14 protein-coding genes are annotated in these 13453 nt (G+C 75.0%); 8 read left to right on the forward strand and 6 right to left on the reverse strand.

Going from position 1 to position 13453, the window contains the following annotated elements:
- Positions 1-33 precede the first annotated feature (33 nt).
- Genes DQ241_RS07670 through DQ241_RS07680 form a run of 3 tightly spaced genes read left to right on the forward strand, consistent with a single transcriptional unit; the run spans position 34 to position 2742 of the window.
- Positions 34-801 (forward strand): HAD family phosphatase, encoded by a 768-nt coding sequence (locus DQ241_RS07670; RefSeq protein ID WP_233492295.1) that lies wholly within the window; start codon positions 34-36, stop codon positions 799-801.
- A complete protein-coding gene (locus DQ241_RS07675; protein ID WP_113829605.1) occupies positions 798-1931 on the forward strand; it encodes a CDP-glycerol glycerophosphotransferase family protein in 1134 nt (377 codons plus the stop codon). Before DQ241_RS07670 ends, DQ241_RS07675 begins: the two co-directional genes overlap by 4 nt.
- Positions 1918-2742, forward strand: coding sequence for an NTP transferase domain-containing protein (locus DQ241_RS07680; RefSeq protein ID WP_233492296.1), 825 nt, complete (start codon positions 1918-1920; stop codon positions 2740-2742). The genes DQ241_RS07675 and DQ241_RS07680 overlap by 14 nt, the downstream gene beginning before the upstream one ends.
- Positions 2743-2784: 42 nt before the next feature.
- On the opposite strand, the gene DQ241_RS07685 is transcribed toward DQ241_RS07680, so the two are convergent.
- From DQ241_RS07685 to DQ241_RS07700, 4 genes are read right to left on the reverse strand one after another with little or no spacing between them, the layout of a single operon-like run.
- Positions 2785-3453, reverse strand: a complete 669-nt coding sequence (locus DQ241_RS07685; RefSeq protein ID WP_233492297.1) for an SCO family protein — start codon at positions 3451-3453, stop codon at positions 2785-2787.
- Entirely contained in the window at positions 3450-4175 is a 726-nt protein-coding gene (locus tag DQ241_RS07690) for a YcnI family protein (RefSeq protein WP_113829607.1), read from the reverse strand. Before DQ241_RS07690 ends, DQ241_RS07685 begins: the two co-directional genes overlap by 4 nt.
- A 31-nt stretch (positions 4176-4206) precedes the next feature.
- On the reverse strand, positions 4207-6006 hold the full coding sequence (locus DQ241_RS07695) for a copper resistance protein CopC (RefSeq protein ID WP_233492298.1): 1800 nt from the start codon (positions 6004-6006) through the stop codon (positions 4207-4209).
- On the reverse strand, positions 6003-6647 hold the full coding sequence (locus DQ241_RS07700; RefSeq protein ID WP_113829608.1) for a zf-HC2 domain-containing protein: 645 nt from the start codon (positions 6645-6647) through the stop codon (positions 6003-6005). Before DQ241_RS07700 ends, DQ241_RS07695 begins: the two co-directional genes overlap by 4 nt.
- A gap of 94 nt (positions 6648-6741) precedes the next feature.
- Between DQ241_RS07700 and DQ241_RS07705 the strand changes: the two genes are divergently transcribed.
- From DQ241_RS07705 to DQ241_RS07725, 5 genes are all read left to right on the forward strand, one after another.
- Positions 6742-7311, forward strand: a complete 570-nt coding sequence (locus DQ241_RS07705) for a sigma-70 family RNA polymerase sigma factor (RefSeq protein ID WP_370444372.1) — start codon at positions 6742-6744, stop codon at positions 7309-7311.
- A 108-nt stretch (positions 7312-7419) separates the two neighbouring features.
- Entirely contained in the window at positions 7420-8037 is a 618-nt protein-coding gene (locus tag DQ241_RS07710) for a DUF47 domain-containing protein (RefSeq protein WP_113829610.1), read from the forward strand.
- Positions 8038-8043: 6 nt separating this feature from the next.
- Positions 8044-9045, forward strand: coding sequence for an inorganic phosphate transporter (locus DQ241_RS07715; RefSeq protein WP_113829611.1), 1002 nt, complete (start codon positions 8044-8046; stop codon positions 9043-9045).
- A gap of 10 nt (positions 9046-9055) precedes the next feature.
- A complete protein-coding gene (locus DQ241_RS07720) occupies positions 9056-10495 on the forward strand; it encodes an MFS transporter (RefSeq protein ID WP_233492299.1) in 1440 nt (479 codons plus the stop codon).
- 226 nt (positions 10496-10721) lie between these two features.
- Complete coding sequence (locus DQ241_RS07725) at positions 10722-11699, forward strand: sulfite exporter TauE/SafE family protein (protein ID WP_113829612.1); 978 nt, start codon at positions 10722-10724, stop codon at positions 11697-11699.
- 40 nt (positions 11700-11739) lie between these two features.
- Here DQ241_RS07725 and DQ241_RS07730 read toward each other — a convergent pair whose 3' ends face one another.
- Positions 11740-12720, reverse strand: coding sequence for an NAD-dependent epimerase/dehydratase family protein (locus DQ241_RS07730; RefSeq protein ID WP_113829613.1), 981 nt, complete (start codon positions 12718-12720; stop codon positions 11740-11742).
- Between the two features lie 57 nt (positions 12721-12777).
- On the reverse strand, positions 12778-13209 hold the full coding sequence (locus DQ241_RS07735) for a DUF5994 family protein (RefSeq protein WP_233492300.1): 432 nt from the start codon (positions 13207-13209) through the stop codon (positions 12778-12780).
- Positions 13210-13453 lie beyond the last annotated feature (244 nt).

Below are 13453 nucleotides of genomic sequence, written 5' to 3' on the forward strand. Positions count from 1 at the left end.
GTCCCCACCCCCCGACCGAAGGGAGCACCCCTGGTGCCGACCGTTCCGCCGACGCTCGTGGCGCAGGTGCAGCACCTGCTCTGCGACGCCGACGGCAACCTCTTCCCCTCCGAGGAGCCGGCGTTCGACGCCTCCGCGGAGGTCACGAACGCCTTCCTGGCATCGCTCGGCATCGACCGCCGGTACACGGCCTCCGAGCTGCGGCTGGCCGCCACCGGCATGAACTTCCGCTCGACCGCGCGGGCGCTGGCGGCCCAGGAGGGCGTCACCGACGTCGACCTCGAGCCCTGGGTGGCCGAGGAGCGCCGGGCGGTGACCGAGCACCTCGGGCGCACGCTCCAGCCGCACGAGCCGACGCTGGCCGCGCTGCGCCGGTTCGCCGCCGTGCTGCCGCTGTCCGCCGTGAGCTCGAGCGCGCTGGCCCGGCTGGCCGCCTGCTTCACCGCCACCGGCCTGGACGAGCTGATCCCCCCGGCGCGCCGGTTCAGCGCCGAGGACTCGCTGCCGGTGCCCACGAGCAAGCCGGACCCGGCGGTCTACGCGCACGCCTGCGCGGCGCTGGGCATCGCCCCCGAGCAGGGCCTGGCCGTGGAGGACGCCGTCGCCGGCGTGCAGTCCGCCGTCGCCGCCGGGTGCCCCGTCGTCGGCAACCTGCTGTTCGTCCTCCCCGAGGAGCGCGAGGCCCGGGCGGCCGCGCTGCTCGACGCGGGCGCGGTCACCGTCGTCGGCTCCTGGGGCGAGCTGGCCGACCTCGTCCTCCCGGCGCTCGGCGAGCTGCAGCCGGCGGGCGGTGCGCGGTGAACATCGTCTACTCGGCCTTCCGGGGCCACTTCTCCGACAGCCCCCGGGCCATCTACGAGGCGCTGCTCGAGCGCGGCACCGACGCCACGCACACCTGGGTGGCTGCGCCGCACCTGCGGAGCACCTTCCCCGCCGACGTCACCACCGTGGAGTTCGGCGCGCCGGAGTGCATCGCCGCGCTGGAGGGCGCCGACCTCGTCGTCTCCAACGACCACATCCCGCTGGACTGGGAGAAGCGGCCGGGGACGACGTACCTGCAGACCTGGCACGGCACGATGCTCAAGCGCATCCACAACGACGTGCTGTGGGCGCCCGAGGGCCGGCTGGCCTACCTCGAGCACGACATCGCCCGCTGGGACCTGCTGCTCTCCCCCAACTCGGTCACCACCGAGCGGCTGCGCAAGGCCTTCGGCTACGGCGGCCCGATCCACGAGACCGGCCTGCCGCGCAACGACCTGCTCAGCAGCCCGCGCCGCGAGGAGATCCGGGCGCAGGTGCGGGCGGACCTCGGCATCGAGCCCGGCCAGACGGCGGTGCTCTACACCCCGACGTGGCGCGACGACCTGGTCTTCAACAAGACCGGCCCGCAGGACTTCGAGTTCGCCATCGACCTCGAGGAGTTCGCGGCCCGGCTCGGCGGGGACCACGTGCTGCTGCTCCGGTTGCACAACATGGTCATGGACCGGCTGGAGGTCGTCGACGGCTCGCCGGTGCGCGACGTCTGCGGCTACCCCGACATCCGCGACCTGTACCTGGCGGCCGACCTCATGGTCACCGACTACTCGTCGACGATGTTCGACTTCGCCATCACCGGCAAGCCGATGATCTTCTACACGTACGACCTGGAGTACTTCCAGAACGAGCTGCGCGGCTTCTACTTCGACCTGGCCGAGGTCGCCCCGGGCCCGCTGGTGCGCACCAGCGAGGAGCTCATCCGGGCGATCGCCGACGTCGACGCCGGGGCCGCCGAGCACGCCGAGCGCTACGCCCGGTTCCGGGAGACGTTCACCCACCTCGAGGACGGCGCTGCGACCCAGCGCGTCCTCGACCTGATCCTGCCGGCCGCGACCGCGGCCGGTCAGCCCACCAGCACGACCCCCGAGGGAGATGATGACCGTGCGGAGCGGTGACCGACTGATCAACCCCGTCCGGCGAGGAACCACCTCCCTGTCCTCCCGCGCCGCGGCCCTGCGCTCGGCGCAACCGCAGGTGCAGGTCGTCATCCTGGCCGCCGGCATGGGCACGCGGCTGGGCCGGCGCGACCCCAAGTGCCTCACCCCGCTGCGCGACGGGCGGACCATCCTGCAGCGGCAGGTGGACAACCTGCGGCTGGTGCTCGGCGAGGACGTCAGCATCACCGCGGTCGTCGGCTACCGCAGCAAGCGGATCATGAAGGCCGCCTCGGACCTGCTGTTCGCCTACAACCCGGACTTCGCCGAGACCAACACCTCGAAGAGCCTGCTGCGCGGCCTGCGCTCCACCCGCGAGGGCGGGGTGCTCTGGCTCAACGGCGACGTCGTCTTCGACCCGGCCGTCATCGAGCTGGCGCTGCCCTCGCTCGCGGCCGACGAGAGCTTCGTCTGCGTGGACACGAGCACCGTGGCCGACGAGGAGGTCAAGTACACCCTCGACGGCGACGGCTACGTGCGGGAGCTGTCCAAGACCGTCGTCGGCGGGCTCGGGGAGGCCGTGGGCATCAACTACGTCTCCGCCGACGACAAGGCCACGCTCATCGAGCACCTGGCCGGCTGCGACGCCCAGGACTACTTCGAGCGCGGCATCGAGACCGCGATCGAGACCGAGGGGCTGCGGGTCCGCCCGCTCGACATCTCGGAGTTCAACGCGGTCGAGGTCGACTTCGAGACCGACCTGGCCCGGGCGAACTCGCTGTTCCCGGCGCCGCTGAACACCGTCGCGGACCTGACCGCCGAGGTCGGCTGACCCCCGCCGCGGCCGGCCGGGGAGCTCCCGGCCGGCCGCGGATCAGGCCCCGGCGACCTTGCGCAGGTCGCTGGCGATGTCGCTCGCGGTGTTGCCCGTGTCGAAGGCGACGTCGGCCTCGTCGTCCGCTCCGTACAGCAGCAGCAACGTCGAGTGCAGCCGCCCGTCGTCCTCCGCCTGCGGGACCCCGGCCGCCAGCTGCGCCTGCACGACCTCGTCCTCGGTCCCGGTGAGCCCGACGAACCCGACCGGCAGGTCGGCGTCGAACCGGCCCAGGTACTCCCCCAGCACCTCCGGGGTGTCGGTGCCCGGATCGGTCGTCACGAAGACGAGCTGCACCTGCTCGGCGATCGCCGGGTCGACGGTGCGCAGCGCGACGGCGACGTCGGCCATCGTCGTCGGGCAGACGTCGGGGCACTCGGTGTAGCCGAAGAACAGCAGCGTCGGCCGCCCGGCGGTGGCCGCCCGGAAGTCGTACGGCGCGCCCGTGGTGTCGGTGAGGGTGAACGACGGCCGCCGGTAGGGCTCGGCGAGGTCGAGGCCGGCGTAGTCGTCCTGCGGCCCCTCCACGTCGGCGACGCCGCCGGAGTGGTCGTGCCCCCCGTCGGCGTCGGCGCCGGAGGAGCCGCCGCAGCCGGAGAGCACCAGCCCCGCCGCGAGGGCGAGTGCGGGCAGGGCCGGGCGCAGGCGGGTGCGGTGGACTCGGCTCACGGAGCCACGGTACGACGGCGCGCGCTCCAGCCCAGGCCGAGACCGGCCAGGCCGGCGACCAGGCCGGCGATCGCCACGACCAGCGCCGCGGTGGCGGTGCGCGACCCGCCGTCGTCCTCGGCGGCGGCCGGCTCGGCCTGCGCCGCTGGCGCGTCGGCCGCGGGCGCGTCGGCTGCGGCCGCGGTCAGCGACAGCACCGGCGCCGGGCGCTCTGGCTCGGCCTGCCCGTCGACGGTCGGCTCGATCCAGGCCGACTCGCTACCGTCGCTGTAGGTCTGGACGGCGGGGAAGGTCAGCTGCTCGACGTCCTCCGGGAAGGCGCCCCCGGACAGCGCGAACTCCTGGAACTCCCCCGGCGCGATGCCACCGCCCTCGTCGGCCCGGAACTCGACGACCGACACGTACTCGGTGATCTCGCTGCCGTGCGCCTCCAGCGGCTCGTCCAGCTGCGCGGTGGTGAGGGTGACCGTCCACCCCGGCACCGGCTGCGCCCGCAGCGACGCCAGCGCCGACTCCTCGGGCACCTGGATCCGCAGCGCGACCGTGCTGGCCGTGTCGCTCTCGTTGGGCACCCGGAACGTCAGCTTCCCGTAGCCGCCGGGCGCCGCGTCGGTGCTCGACACGGTGACGTGCGCCGAGGCGATCGCCGGGGTGGCGACGACCGCCAGCACGGCCGAGGTCAGGACGACGGCGACCCGGGAGCGGGCGCGGGACGGGGACATGGATCTCCTCTTCGGGGGTGGACGCGCGCGGTCAGCGCACGGGGAACGTGGTGGACGCCGTGGTGGCGGTGAAGTCGTCGAGCCGGACGGTGACGGTGAGGGTCCAGGTGCCGGCACCGGGCACGGTCATCGGCTCGGCCGTGTAGTGGCCCGGGCCGGCGGGCGCGAGCCGCACGTCGAGCGGGCCGATCTCCTGCTGCTCCTCCGTGAGCGCGACGCGGATCTGCTCGGGCTGGGTGGCCCGCCCGTCCTCGTCGAACAGGTAGACGTGCAGCGTGTTGTCGCCGGCCCGGGCGGGGTCGACCGAGATCTGCACGGTCCCCGCCTCCCCGCCGCTGCCCTGCAGCGCGAGGACGGCGTCGACCGGCTCCGCCTGGGTGGCGCGCGCCGGTGGGGTACCGACCAGGACGGCGGAGACGACGACGATCGCCGCGCCGAGCACCGCCTCGACGACGACGGAGCGGCGCAGCGACGGCAGGTGCTCCGCGGCGTTCTCCGCCTGCACCCGGTCGCGGGTGGCCACCGGCTCCTCCACCCGCTCCTCCACCGGCCCGCCGCCGCCGGCCGCGGCGAAGGCGTGCGCGGTCACCCGACTGCGGTTGCCCGCGCGCGGCCGGCGCACGCCGAGCCGCTGCTGCACCCACACCCGCGAGATCCCGGCGGCGCCCAGCACCACGAGGAAGAAGGTCAGCTTGGCCATGAGCAGCCGGCCGTAGACGGTGTCCACCAGCCCGGTCGGCGAGCCGACCTCGCGCACCGACTGGACGATCCCGCTCACCACCAGCGCGGAGACCGCGGCGAAGCCGACGCGGGAGAAGCGCGGCAGCACCTCGGCGAGCCGCTCCGGCGGGGCGTCCCAGCGCAGGACGGTGGTGAGCAGGCCCGCCAGGCCGCCCAGCCAGACCGCCATGGCCGCGACGTGCACGGTGGTGACCGCGACGGCGAGGACCGGCCACGAACCGGCGACCGGGTGGCCGGTGGCGGCGGTGGCCACGACCAGCCCCAGCGCGAACACGCCGGCGGCGGCGAGCTCCGGGGTCTCCGGCGGACCGCCGCGCCGCCAGACCGGCCGCAGCGCCGCGGCCAGCGCCAGCGCGAGGACCGCCCGGGCCAGCAGCGCCCACCCGGCCGACGACGACGCCGTGGCCCGCAGCAGGTCCGGGTCGAGCAGCGTGCCGAACCCGGTACCGGCGGCGTAGGGCCCCTGGAGCAGGAACGACAGCACCGCGGCCGCGGCCACGGCGACGGCGCCCCACGAGGCCATCCGGCGCAGCCGCGGCGAGGACCAGCCGCTGCGCAGGCACAGCACCACCAGCGCCGGCACCCCCACGGCGAGGGCGATGCCGCCGAACCCGACCGCGCGGGAGAGCTGCTGGGCGCCGTCGACCAGCCGGTCGCTGCCCCCGTCGAGCGCCTCGGCGGAGGCGGCCACCAGCTCGGCGTCGCCGACCGCGAAGGAGAAGGCCCCCTGGATCGGGTGCGAGTCGGCCGAGACGACGCGGTAGGTGACCAGGTAGCCGCCCTCGGGCAGGTCCGCCTCGAGCGGCACGGTGAGCACGTGCCCGTCCACGGCGGCCTCGCCGGTGTCGACCCGGCCGCCGTCGGCGTCCAGCACCCGCGCGTAGCCGGCGCCCAGCGAGACCCCCTCGCTGAACTCGAGCGCGACCTCCTCGGGTGCGCTGTCGAGCCGGGCGCCCTCCCCCGGCTCGGTGGAGACGAGCGTCGCGTGCGCCGCCGCCGGCCCGGCCGTCACGACGCCGGCGCCCAGCCAGGCGGCCAGCAGGAGGAGCAGCAGCAGCACCGCGGGCCGGCGCCGGGTGGACGCGCTCACGCGGCGACCCGCCGTCGCACCGCGGCCGGCCGGAACCGGCGCCGGTGCGCCCGCCACCACACCCCGCCGACCAGCACGACGCCGAGGACGAGCAGCCCGTGGGCCACCGCGCGGTCGGCGTGCACGTGCCCGGCCCCCAGGTCGGCGAGGGTCACGGGCACCAGCAGCGCCGTGAAGGAGACGAGGAAGGGCAGCGCGCCGGCCGCCAGCCGGGGCGCGGCCGCGACGGCGAGGAAGGCGGCCGCGACGCCGATGTTCCAGGCGCCGGTCTCGTGCGCCATGTGCACCGGCGCGCTCATCGACCCGGGGCCGGTGACGAGGACCGGCCAGGCCAGCCCGGCCTGCGCGGCGCCGACGGCGAGCAGGGCCAGCCGCAGCGCCGTCGTCACCAGCCTCCGGCGGGCGGCGGCCGCGACACCGGGCAGCTCGCGGGGCAGCGCGGCCAGCACCGCCCCGGTGAGGTCGGGCACGGGGCCGGCCGGCGCCAGCCGCACCCGCCGGGTGGCGACCGCGGCCTGCTCCGCCCAGCGGGCGCACGCGGCGCAGCTGCCGAGGTGCTCGTCGAGCGCGCGGTCGGGCATCCCGAGGGGCTCGCCGTCGAGACGCGCGGACACCGCCTCGCGGAAGGAGTGGCACGGCATGCCCTCTAGGTCGTCGGCGAGGGCCCGGGAGTTCCCGAGGCGTGCGTCACACGACCCGGGGCGCCTCGACCGGCCTCGGCCCGGAACAGGGAGGATGGTGTCCGTGGACGATCTCGCGGACCTGGCCGCCGACGCGGCGGGCGGCGATCCGCTGGCGGCGGCGGCGCTGGTGCGCGCGACCCAGTCCGACGTCTGGAGGCTGTGCGCCGCCCTCGGTGATCCCGGCACGGCCGAGGACCTGGTCCAGGAGACCTACCTGCGCGCCTTCGCCGCGCTGCACCGGTTCGAGGGCCGCTCCTCGCTGCGCACCTGGCTGCTGGCGGTCGCCCGCCGGGTGTGCGCCGACGCGGTCCGCAGCCGTCGCCGGCGGCGGCTCACGCTCGTCCGCGAGGACGCCGACCTCGAGGCGCTGGCGACGGTCGGGAACGACCCCGTCGCCGAGGGGACGGCGGTGGCCGACCTGCTCGCCCGGCTGGCACCGGACCGCCGGGAGGCCTTCGCCCTGACCCAGCTGCTCGGCCTCTCCTACGCCGAGGCCGCCGAGGTGGCCGGCTGCCCGGTCGGCACCATCCGCTCGCGCGTCGCGCGGGCCCGGGCCGACCTCGTGGCCTCCCTCGGCGGGGTGAACGAGCCCGCCGCGGAGGGCGACGCCGCTCACAGGTGACGCCCCGGTGAACCAGGGGTGACCGGCAGGGGATCTAAGCTGCCCGACGGTCGTGCGTCCGCCCCGGAGCGGCGACGGCCGCACCGACCCCCGAGACGGAGCCCCCGCGTGCCCTTCAGCCTGTCGCCCAAGGACTCGAGCTTCTACCCCATGTTCACCGCCTCCGCGGAGAACCTGGTGGCCGCGACCGAGGTCCTGGGCGAGTTCGTCCACGACCACGCGCGGCGGGCGGAGCTGGCCGTCCAGCTCCGCGACCTGGAGCACGCCGGCGACCAGTCGACGCACGCGATCTTCCGCGCGCTCAACACCAGCTTCGTCACGCCGTTCGACCGGGACGACATCTACAACCTGGCGAGCTACCTCGACGACGTGATGGACGCGATCGAGGCGGCCGCCGACCTCGTCGTCCTCACCGGTCTCGGCACGCTGCCGGCGGAGATGAGCCAGCAGGTCTCGCTGCTCCAGCGCTGCGCGCAGACCACCGCCGAGGCGATGCCGCGGCTGCGCACGATGAAGGACCTCTCCGACTACTGGATCGAGGTCAACCGCCTGGAGAACGAGGCGGACAAGCTCTACCGCCGGCTGCTCTCCCGGCTCTACAGCGGCGAGTTCGACGCCCTGGAGATCCTCAAGCTGAAGGAGGTCGCCGACCAGCTGGAGGAGGCGGCCGACCACTTCGAGCACGTCGCCAACGTGGTCGAGACGATCGCCGTCAAGGAGTCCTGACTCCGCATGGAAGCGGCCTTCCTGGCGCTGCTGGTCATCATCCTGGTGGCGCTGGCGTTCGACTACACCAACGGCTTCCACGACGCGGCCAACGCCATCGCCGTCGCCGTCTCCACCAAGGCGCTCACCCCCCGGGTCGCGCTGGCCCTGGCCGCGATCATGAACCTGATCGGCGCCCTCCTCTCGACGGAGGTGGCCAAGACCGTGGGGGCGGGGATCATCGACCCGCCCGAGGGCACCGAGGGGCTGGAGATCGTCTTCGCGGCCCTCGTCGGGGCCATCGCCTGGAACCTGATCACCTGGTGGTTCGGGCTGCCGTCGTCGTCCTCGCACGCGCTGATCGGCGGCCTGGTCGGCGCCGCGCTGGCCGCCGCGCACTCCGTGCAGTGGATGGGGATCCTCGACAAGGTCGTCATCCCCATGGTGGTCTCGCCGCTGGTCGGCTTCGGCCTGGGCTACCTGTTCATGCTGGCGCTGCTCTGGACCTTCCGGCGGGCCAACGCGCACCGGGCCAACCGCAACTTCCGGTACGCGCAGATCGTCAGCTCGGCGACGATGGCGCTGGGCCACGGCATGCAGGACGCGCAGAAGACCATGGGCATCATCACGCTGGCCCTGTTCACCGCCGGCGAGATCGACACCTTCGAGGTGCCCTTCTGGGTGGTGCTGGCCGCGGCGGGCGCGATCAGCGCCGGCACCTACGCCGGCGGCTTCCGCATCATGCGGACCCTGGGCCGGGGGATCATCCAGCTCACGCCGGTCGGCGGCTTCGCCGCCCAGACCGTGGCCTCCAGCGTCATGGTGACGACGGCGACGGTGTTCGCCGTCCCGGTGTCCACGACGCACATCACCACGACCTCGATCATGGGCGTCGGCTCCACGCGGCGGCTGTCCGCCGTCCGCTGGGGCGTCGCGGGCAACATCGTCGTCGCGTGGATCGTGACCCTGCCGGCCGCGGCCGGCGTGGCGGCGATCGCGTACTTCCTCACCGACCTCGTCGTCGGCTAGGAACGACCCCGTGACCGGCGCCGGGGACCCTGCGCCGTCCAGCCTCGCCCTGGGCACCCCCGGTGGGCGCTGGCTGCTCACCGCTGCGGTGCTGGCGTCGGGCATGGCGTTCCTCGACGGCACCGCCGTCCAGGTCGCGCTGCCCGCGCTCGGCCGCGACCTGGACGCCTCGCTGCAGGACCTCCAGTGGGTCGTCAACGGCTACACGCTGCCGCTGGCCGCGCTGATCCTGCTGGGCGGCTCCCTGGGCGACCGGTACGGACGGCGCCGGGTCTTCCTCCTGGGGGTGATCTGGTTCGCCGCGGCGTCGCTGCTGTGCGGGCTGGCCCAGACGCCCGGCCAGCTGATCGCGGCCCGCGCGCTGCAGGGCGTGGGCGGGGCCCTGCTCACCCCCGGCAGCCTGGCGCTGATCCAGGCCTCGTTCCGCCCGACGGACCGCGCCACGGCGATCGGGGTGTGGTCCTCCCTCTCGGGCGTCGCGGGACTGGTCGGCCCGTTCGTCGGGGGCGCGCTCATCGACCTGGTCAGCTGGCGGCTGGTCTTCCTGCTCAACGTCCCGGTCGCGGTGGTCGTCGTCGCGGTGGCCGGCCGGCACGTGCCCGAGAGCCGCGATCCCCGGGCGCACGGCCGCTTCGACGTCCGCGGCGCCGTGCTGGGCGCGGTCGCCCTCGGTGCGCTCACCTACGCGCTCATCACCGCCGGCGAGGGGGGCGGGGCCGCCGTCGTGGCCGCCACCGCCGTCGCGGGGGTCACGGCGGTCTGGTTCGTCGTGCACGAGCGCCGGGTGCCGGACCCGATGCTGCCGCCGTCGCTGTTCGGCGAGCGGCAGTTCACCGGCGCCAACCTCTCGACCTTCGCCGTGTACGGGGCGCTGGGGGGCAGCTCCCTGTTCCTCGTCCTCCAGCTGCAGGGGTCGCTCGGGTACGGCGCCACCGAGGCGGGCGCGGCGACGCTGCCCACCATCCTGCTGATCACGCTGCTCTCCCCGCGGGCCGGCGCGCTCTCCCAGCGCATCGGACCGCGGATCCCCATGACGGCCGGTCCGCTCACGGTGGCGGTGGGCACGGTGCTGCTGGCCGGCGTGGACGGGAGCGCCCCCTACTGGGTCGAGATCCTGCCCGGCACGGTGCTGCAGGGGCTCGGCATGGCGCTCACCGTCGCGCCGCTCACGGCCACGGTGCTCGGCGCCGCCCCCGACACCCAGGCCGGCATCGCCAGCGGCGTCAACAACGCCGTCGCCCGGGCGGCGCAGCTGCTCGCCGTCGCCGCCCTGCCGGTGGCGGTGGGCCTCTCCGGCGACGACTACGCCCGGCCGGACGTGCTCACCGACGGCTTCCGCCTGGCCATGCTGGCGTGCGCCGCGCTGTTCGCCCTCGGCGGCGCGATCGCCTGGGCGACCATCCGCCGCGACGCCCTGCCGGGCGTCCCACGGAGTGGACCGGCGCATTGACGCATAAGTGCATCGATCTGGTAGACATGTCGGCGTGACGCGCCCGACGACCCCGCTCCTCGTGAGCCGGCTGCACGTCGATCTGCTGCGCGTCTGCACCGCGGTCTGTCGACTCCGCTGACCCCCCGCGCCGCCCTGCCGCGGGCGCGCGCTCGTCTCTCCTCCCCTTTCTCCGCGGGCCCCTCGCGCGCGCCCGCGTCCTCCCTGAGACCCGGAGTCAGATCTCGTGAAGACCATCGTCCTGCTCGCGCTCGTCGGCCTGGGCGCGCAGCTCGTGGACGGCAGCCTCGGCATGGCCTACGGCGCCACCTCGACGACGCTGCTGCTGGCCATCGGCACCAACCCGGCCGCGGCCTCGGCCACCGTCCACCTCGCCGAGATCGGCACGACCCTCGCGTCGGGCCTCTCGCACTGGAAGTTCGGCAACGTCGACTGGCGCGTCGTGCTCAAGGTCGGCGTTCCCGGCGCGATCGGCGCGTTCCTCGGCGCCACCGTGCTGTCCAACCTCTCCACCGAGGTCGCCGCCCCGGTGATGTCGCTGATCCTGCTCGCGCTGGGCGTCTACCTGCTGGTGCGCTTTACCCTGCGCGGCATCGACCGGCGGCACCTCGGCAAGCCGGTGCGCAAGCGCTTCCTCGGGCCGCTGGGACTGGTCGCCGGCTTCGTCGACGCCACCGGCGGAGGTGGCTGGGGCCCGGTCGGCACCCCCGCGCTGCTGGCCAGCGGGCGGATGGAGCCGCGCAAGGTGATCGGCTCGATCGACACCTCCGAGTTCCTCGTGGCGATCGCCGCCAGCCTCGGCTTCCTGTTCTCCCTGGGCGACGAGGGCATCGACGCCGGCTGGGTGCTCGCCCTGCTGGTCGGCGGCCTGGTCGCGGCCCCGATCGCCGCCTGGCTGGTGCGGCACGTGCCGCCGCGGCTGCTCGGGTCGCTGGTCGGCGGCATGATCGTGCTGACGAACACCCGCACGCTGCTCAAGAGCGACTGGATCGACGCCGCCGACGGCACGCGTTACGCCGTCTACGCGGTCATCTACGCCGTGTGGGCGCTGGCCGTGGCCCACTCCTTCCGCCAGTACCGCAAGGACAAGGCGCTGGAGTCCGCGGAGGCGATCGCGGCCGCCGCCGAGGAGCGGAACGTGGTGGCCGAGAGCCCGGCCGCGGAGGCGATCCCGGCCGGTCGGCCCAGCGCCCCGCGCGACTAGACGGCAACCCCGTCCCCCGCGAGCTTTCGGTACCGAGAGCTCACCGCTCGGCGAGGAGCCGGGTCTCCAGCTCCGGCGGGAGGCCCGGCTCCGGGCGGTGCGGCAGCGGAGCGGGCGTGCGCCCGGTCGTCCGGAGCCACTCCCAGGTGTCGGTGACCGAGTCGCGCAGCGGGCGGACGGGCAGCCCCAGCTGCCGGGCCCGCGACGTGTCGACGTCCCACGCCGTCCCCGCCACCTCCCGCGGCAGCCAGAGCGGCAGGTGCACCCACGGCTCGACGCCGGCCGCCAGCAGCTCCTCCTCCGCGACGGGCACCCACTCCGCGTCGCCGTCGGTCACCTCGCGGCACAGGTCGAGCAGGCCGCCGAGGGTGGTCATCCCGGTCGGGCCGGTGGCGTTGACGGCGCCGTCGCGTCCCTGCTCCGCCATCTGGACGAGCCAGTCGGCCAGGTCGCGCGCGTCGACGACCGCGATCGGCTGCGCGAGGGCATCGGGGACGACGACGCGCCCGCCCCGCGCGATCCGCTCCAGCCACCAGCCCAGCCGGTGGATCGGGTCGTGCGGGCCGATGATCAGCCCGGCGCGGGCGGTGAGGAACCGGCCGGGCAGCGCCGCGCCCAGCACCCGCTCGGCGTGCGCCTTGTTCGGCCCGTACTCGTCGTCGTCGCTGTCCCAGGTGGGCTCGTCGTCCTCGTGCCCGATCGGACCGGGCGGCCAGTTCCGGTAGGCGTTGAGGCTGCTGACGAACGCGTAGCCGGCGACCCCGCCCAGCGCGGCGGCGGCGTGCTCGGCGGCCCGGCGCGTCTGGCACGACGTGTCGACGACGAGCTCGGGCGCCCAGTTCCCCAGCGCCCGCGGCAGGGCGTCGGGGTCGTCCCGGTCGCCGTGCAGCGCGCGGGCGCCCTCCGGTGGCTCCCCCGAGACGCCCCGGGTGAAGGTGGCGACGTCGTGGCCGCGGGCGAGCGCCGCCGTCGCCACGTGCCGGCCGAGGAAGTGGGTGCCGCCGAGGACGAGGAGCCGCATGCCCTCACCTCAGCGGAGCCGCTCCCCCGCCGTCCAGCCGGTTCGCGAGCGGCGGAATCAGACCGCCCGGGGCATCGCCGGCACCTGCGGCAGCGGCGTGGAGCGGGCGGCGGCCAGCACCATCTGCGGCGAGCGCGGCAGCCCGCGCCGGGTGCACAGCCGCAGCGCCCGGGCGCCGGTGAGCACGTCGGTCTCCGGCGGCACGACGAGCAGGTCGGCGCGACGGGCGCCCCCGGCCCACGTCAGGCAGACCACCTGCGGGTCCATGCTGCGGAACCCGCCGGTGCGCACCACCCGGTCGGCGACGACGAGCTTGCGCGGGGCCGGCTGCCAGAAGTCGAGGGCGTAGGTGAACCGCTCCACCCGGACGCCGCGGCGCTCCAGCTCGGCGATCAGCTCCGGCAGCTCGACGGCGAGGTCGCGGCTGCGCGGGAACCACGCCCCGTCGAACGGGGAGCTCCCGTCCCCCGCGTCGTCCCTCAGGCTCACCCGGACGTCGATCCCGCCCCGGAAACCGTTCCCCACCGGAGCCGTACGGGTGATCGTCGCCATGCGCGCTCGGCCGCCTCTCGTGCACTCGTCCCCCGGGCCACGGCACATGGCCCCGAGGAGAACGTAGGCGTCACGACACACGCGTCACGCTGACCACACGACCGGCGCGGCGCACCGCTCCGGCCGGTCATCACGATTCGTGACCTCCCGACCACGACAAAGCCCCCACCTCGCAGGACGC

The sequence above is a fragment of the Blastococcus sp. TF02A-30 genome (assembly GCF_003319185.1).
Taxonomy (GTDB): domain Bacteria; phylum Actinomycetota; class Actinomycetes; order Mycobacteriales; family Geodermatophilaceae; genus Blastococcus.

Coding starts and splice junctions, on each gene's coding strand:
- DQ241_RS07705 (WP_370444372.1), top strand. CDS start 6,742: ATGGTGTCCGTGGACGATCTCGCGGACCTGGCCGCCGACGCGGCGGGC.
- DQ241_RS07715 (WP_113829611.1), top strand. CDS start 8,044: ATGGAAGCGGCCTTCCTGGCGCTGCTGGTCATCATCCTGGTGGCGCTG.
- DQ241_RS07700 (WP_113829608.1), bottom strand. CDS start 6,647: ATGCCGTGCCACTCCTTCCGCGAGGCGGTGTCCGCGCGTCTCGACGGC.
- DQ241_RS07730 (WP_113829613.1), bottom strand. CDS start 12,720: ATGCGGCTCCTCGTCCTCGGCGGCACCCACTTCCTCGGCCGGCACGTG.
- DQ241_RS07690 (WP_113829607.1), bottom strand. CDS start 4,175: ATGTCCCCGTCCCGCGCCCGCTCCCGGGTCGCCGTCGTCCTGACCTCG.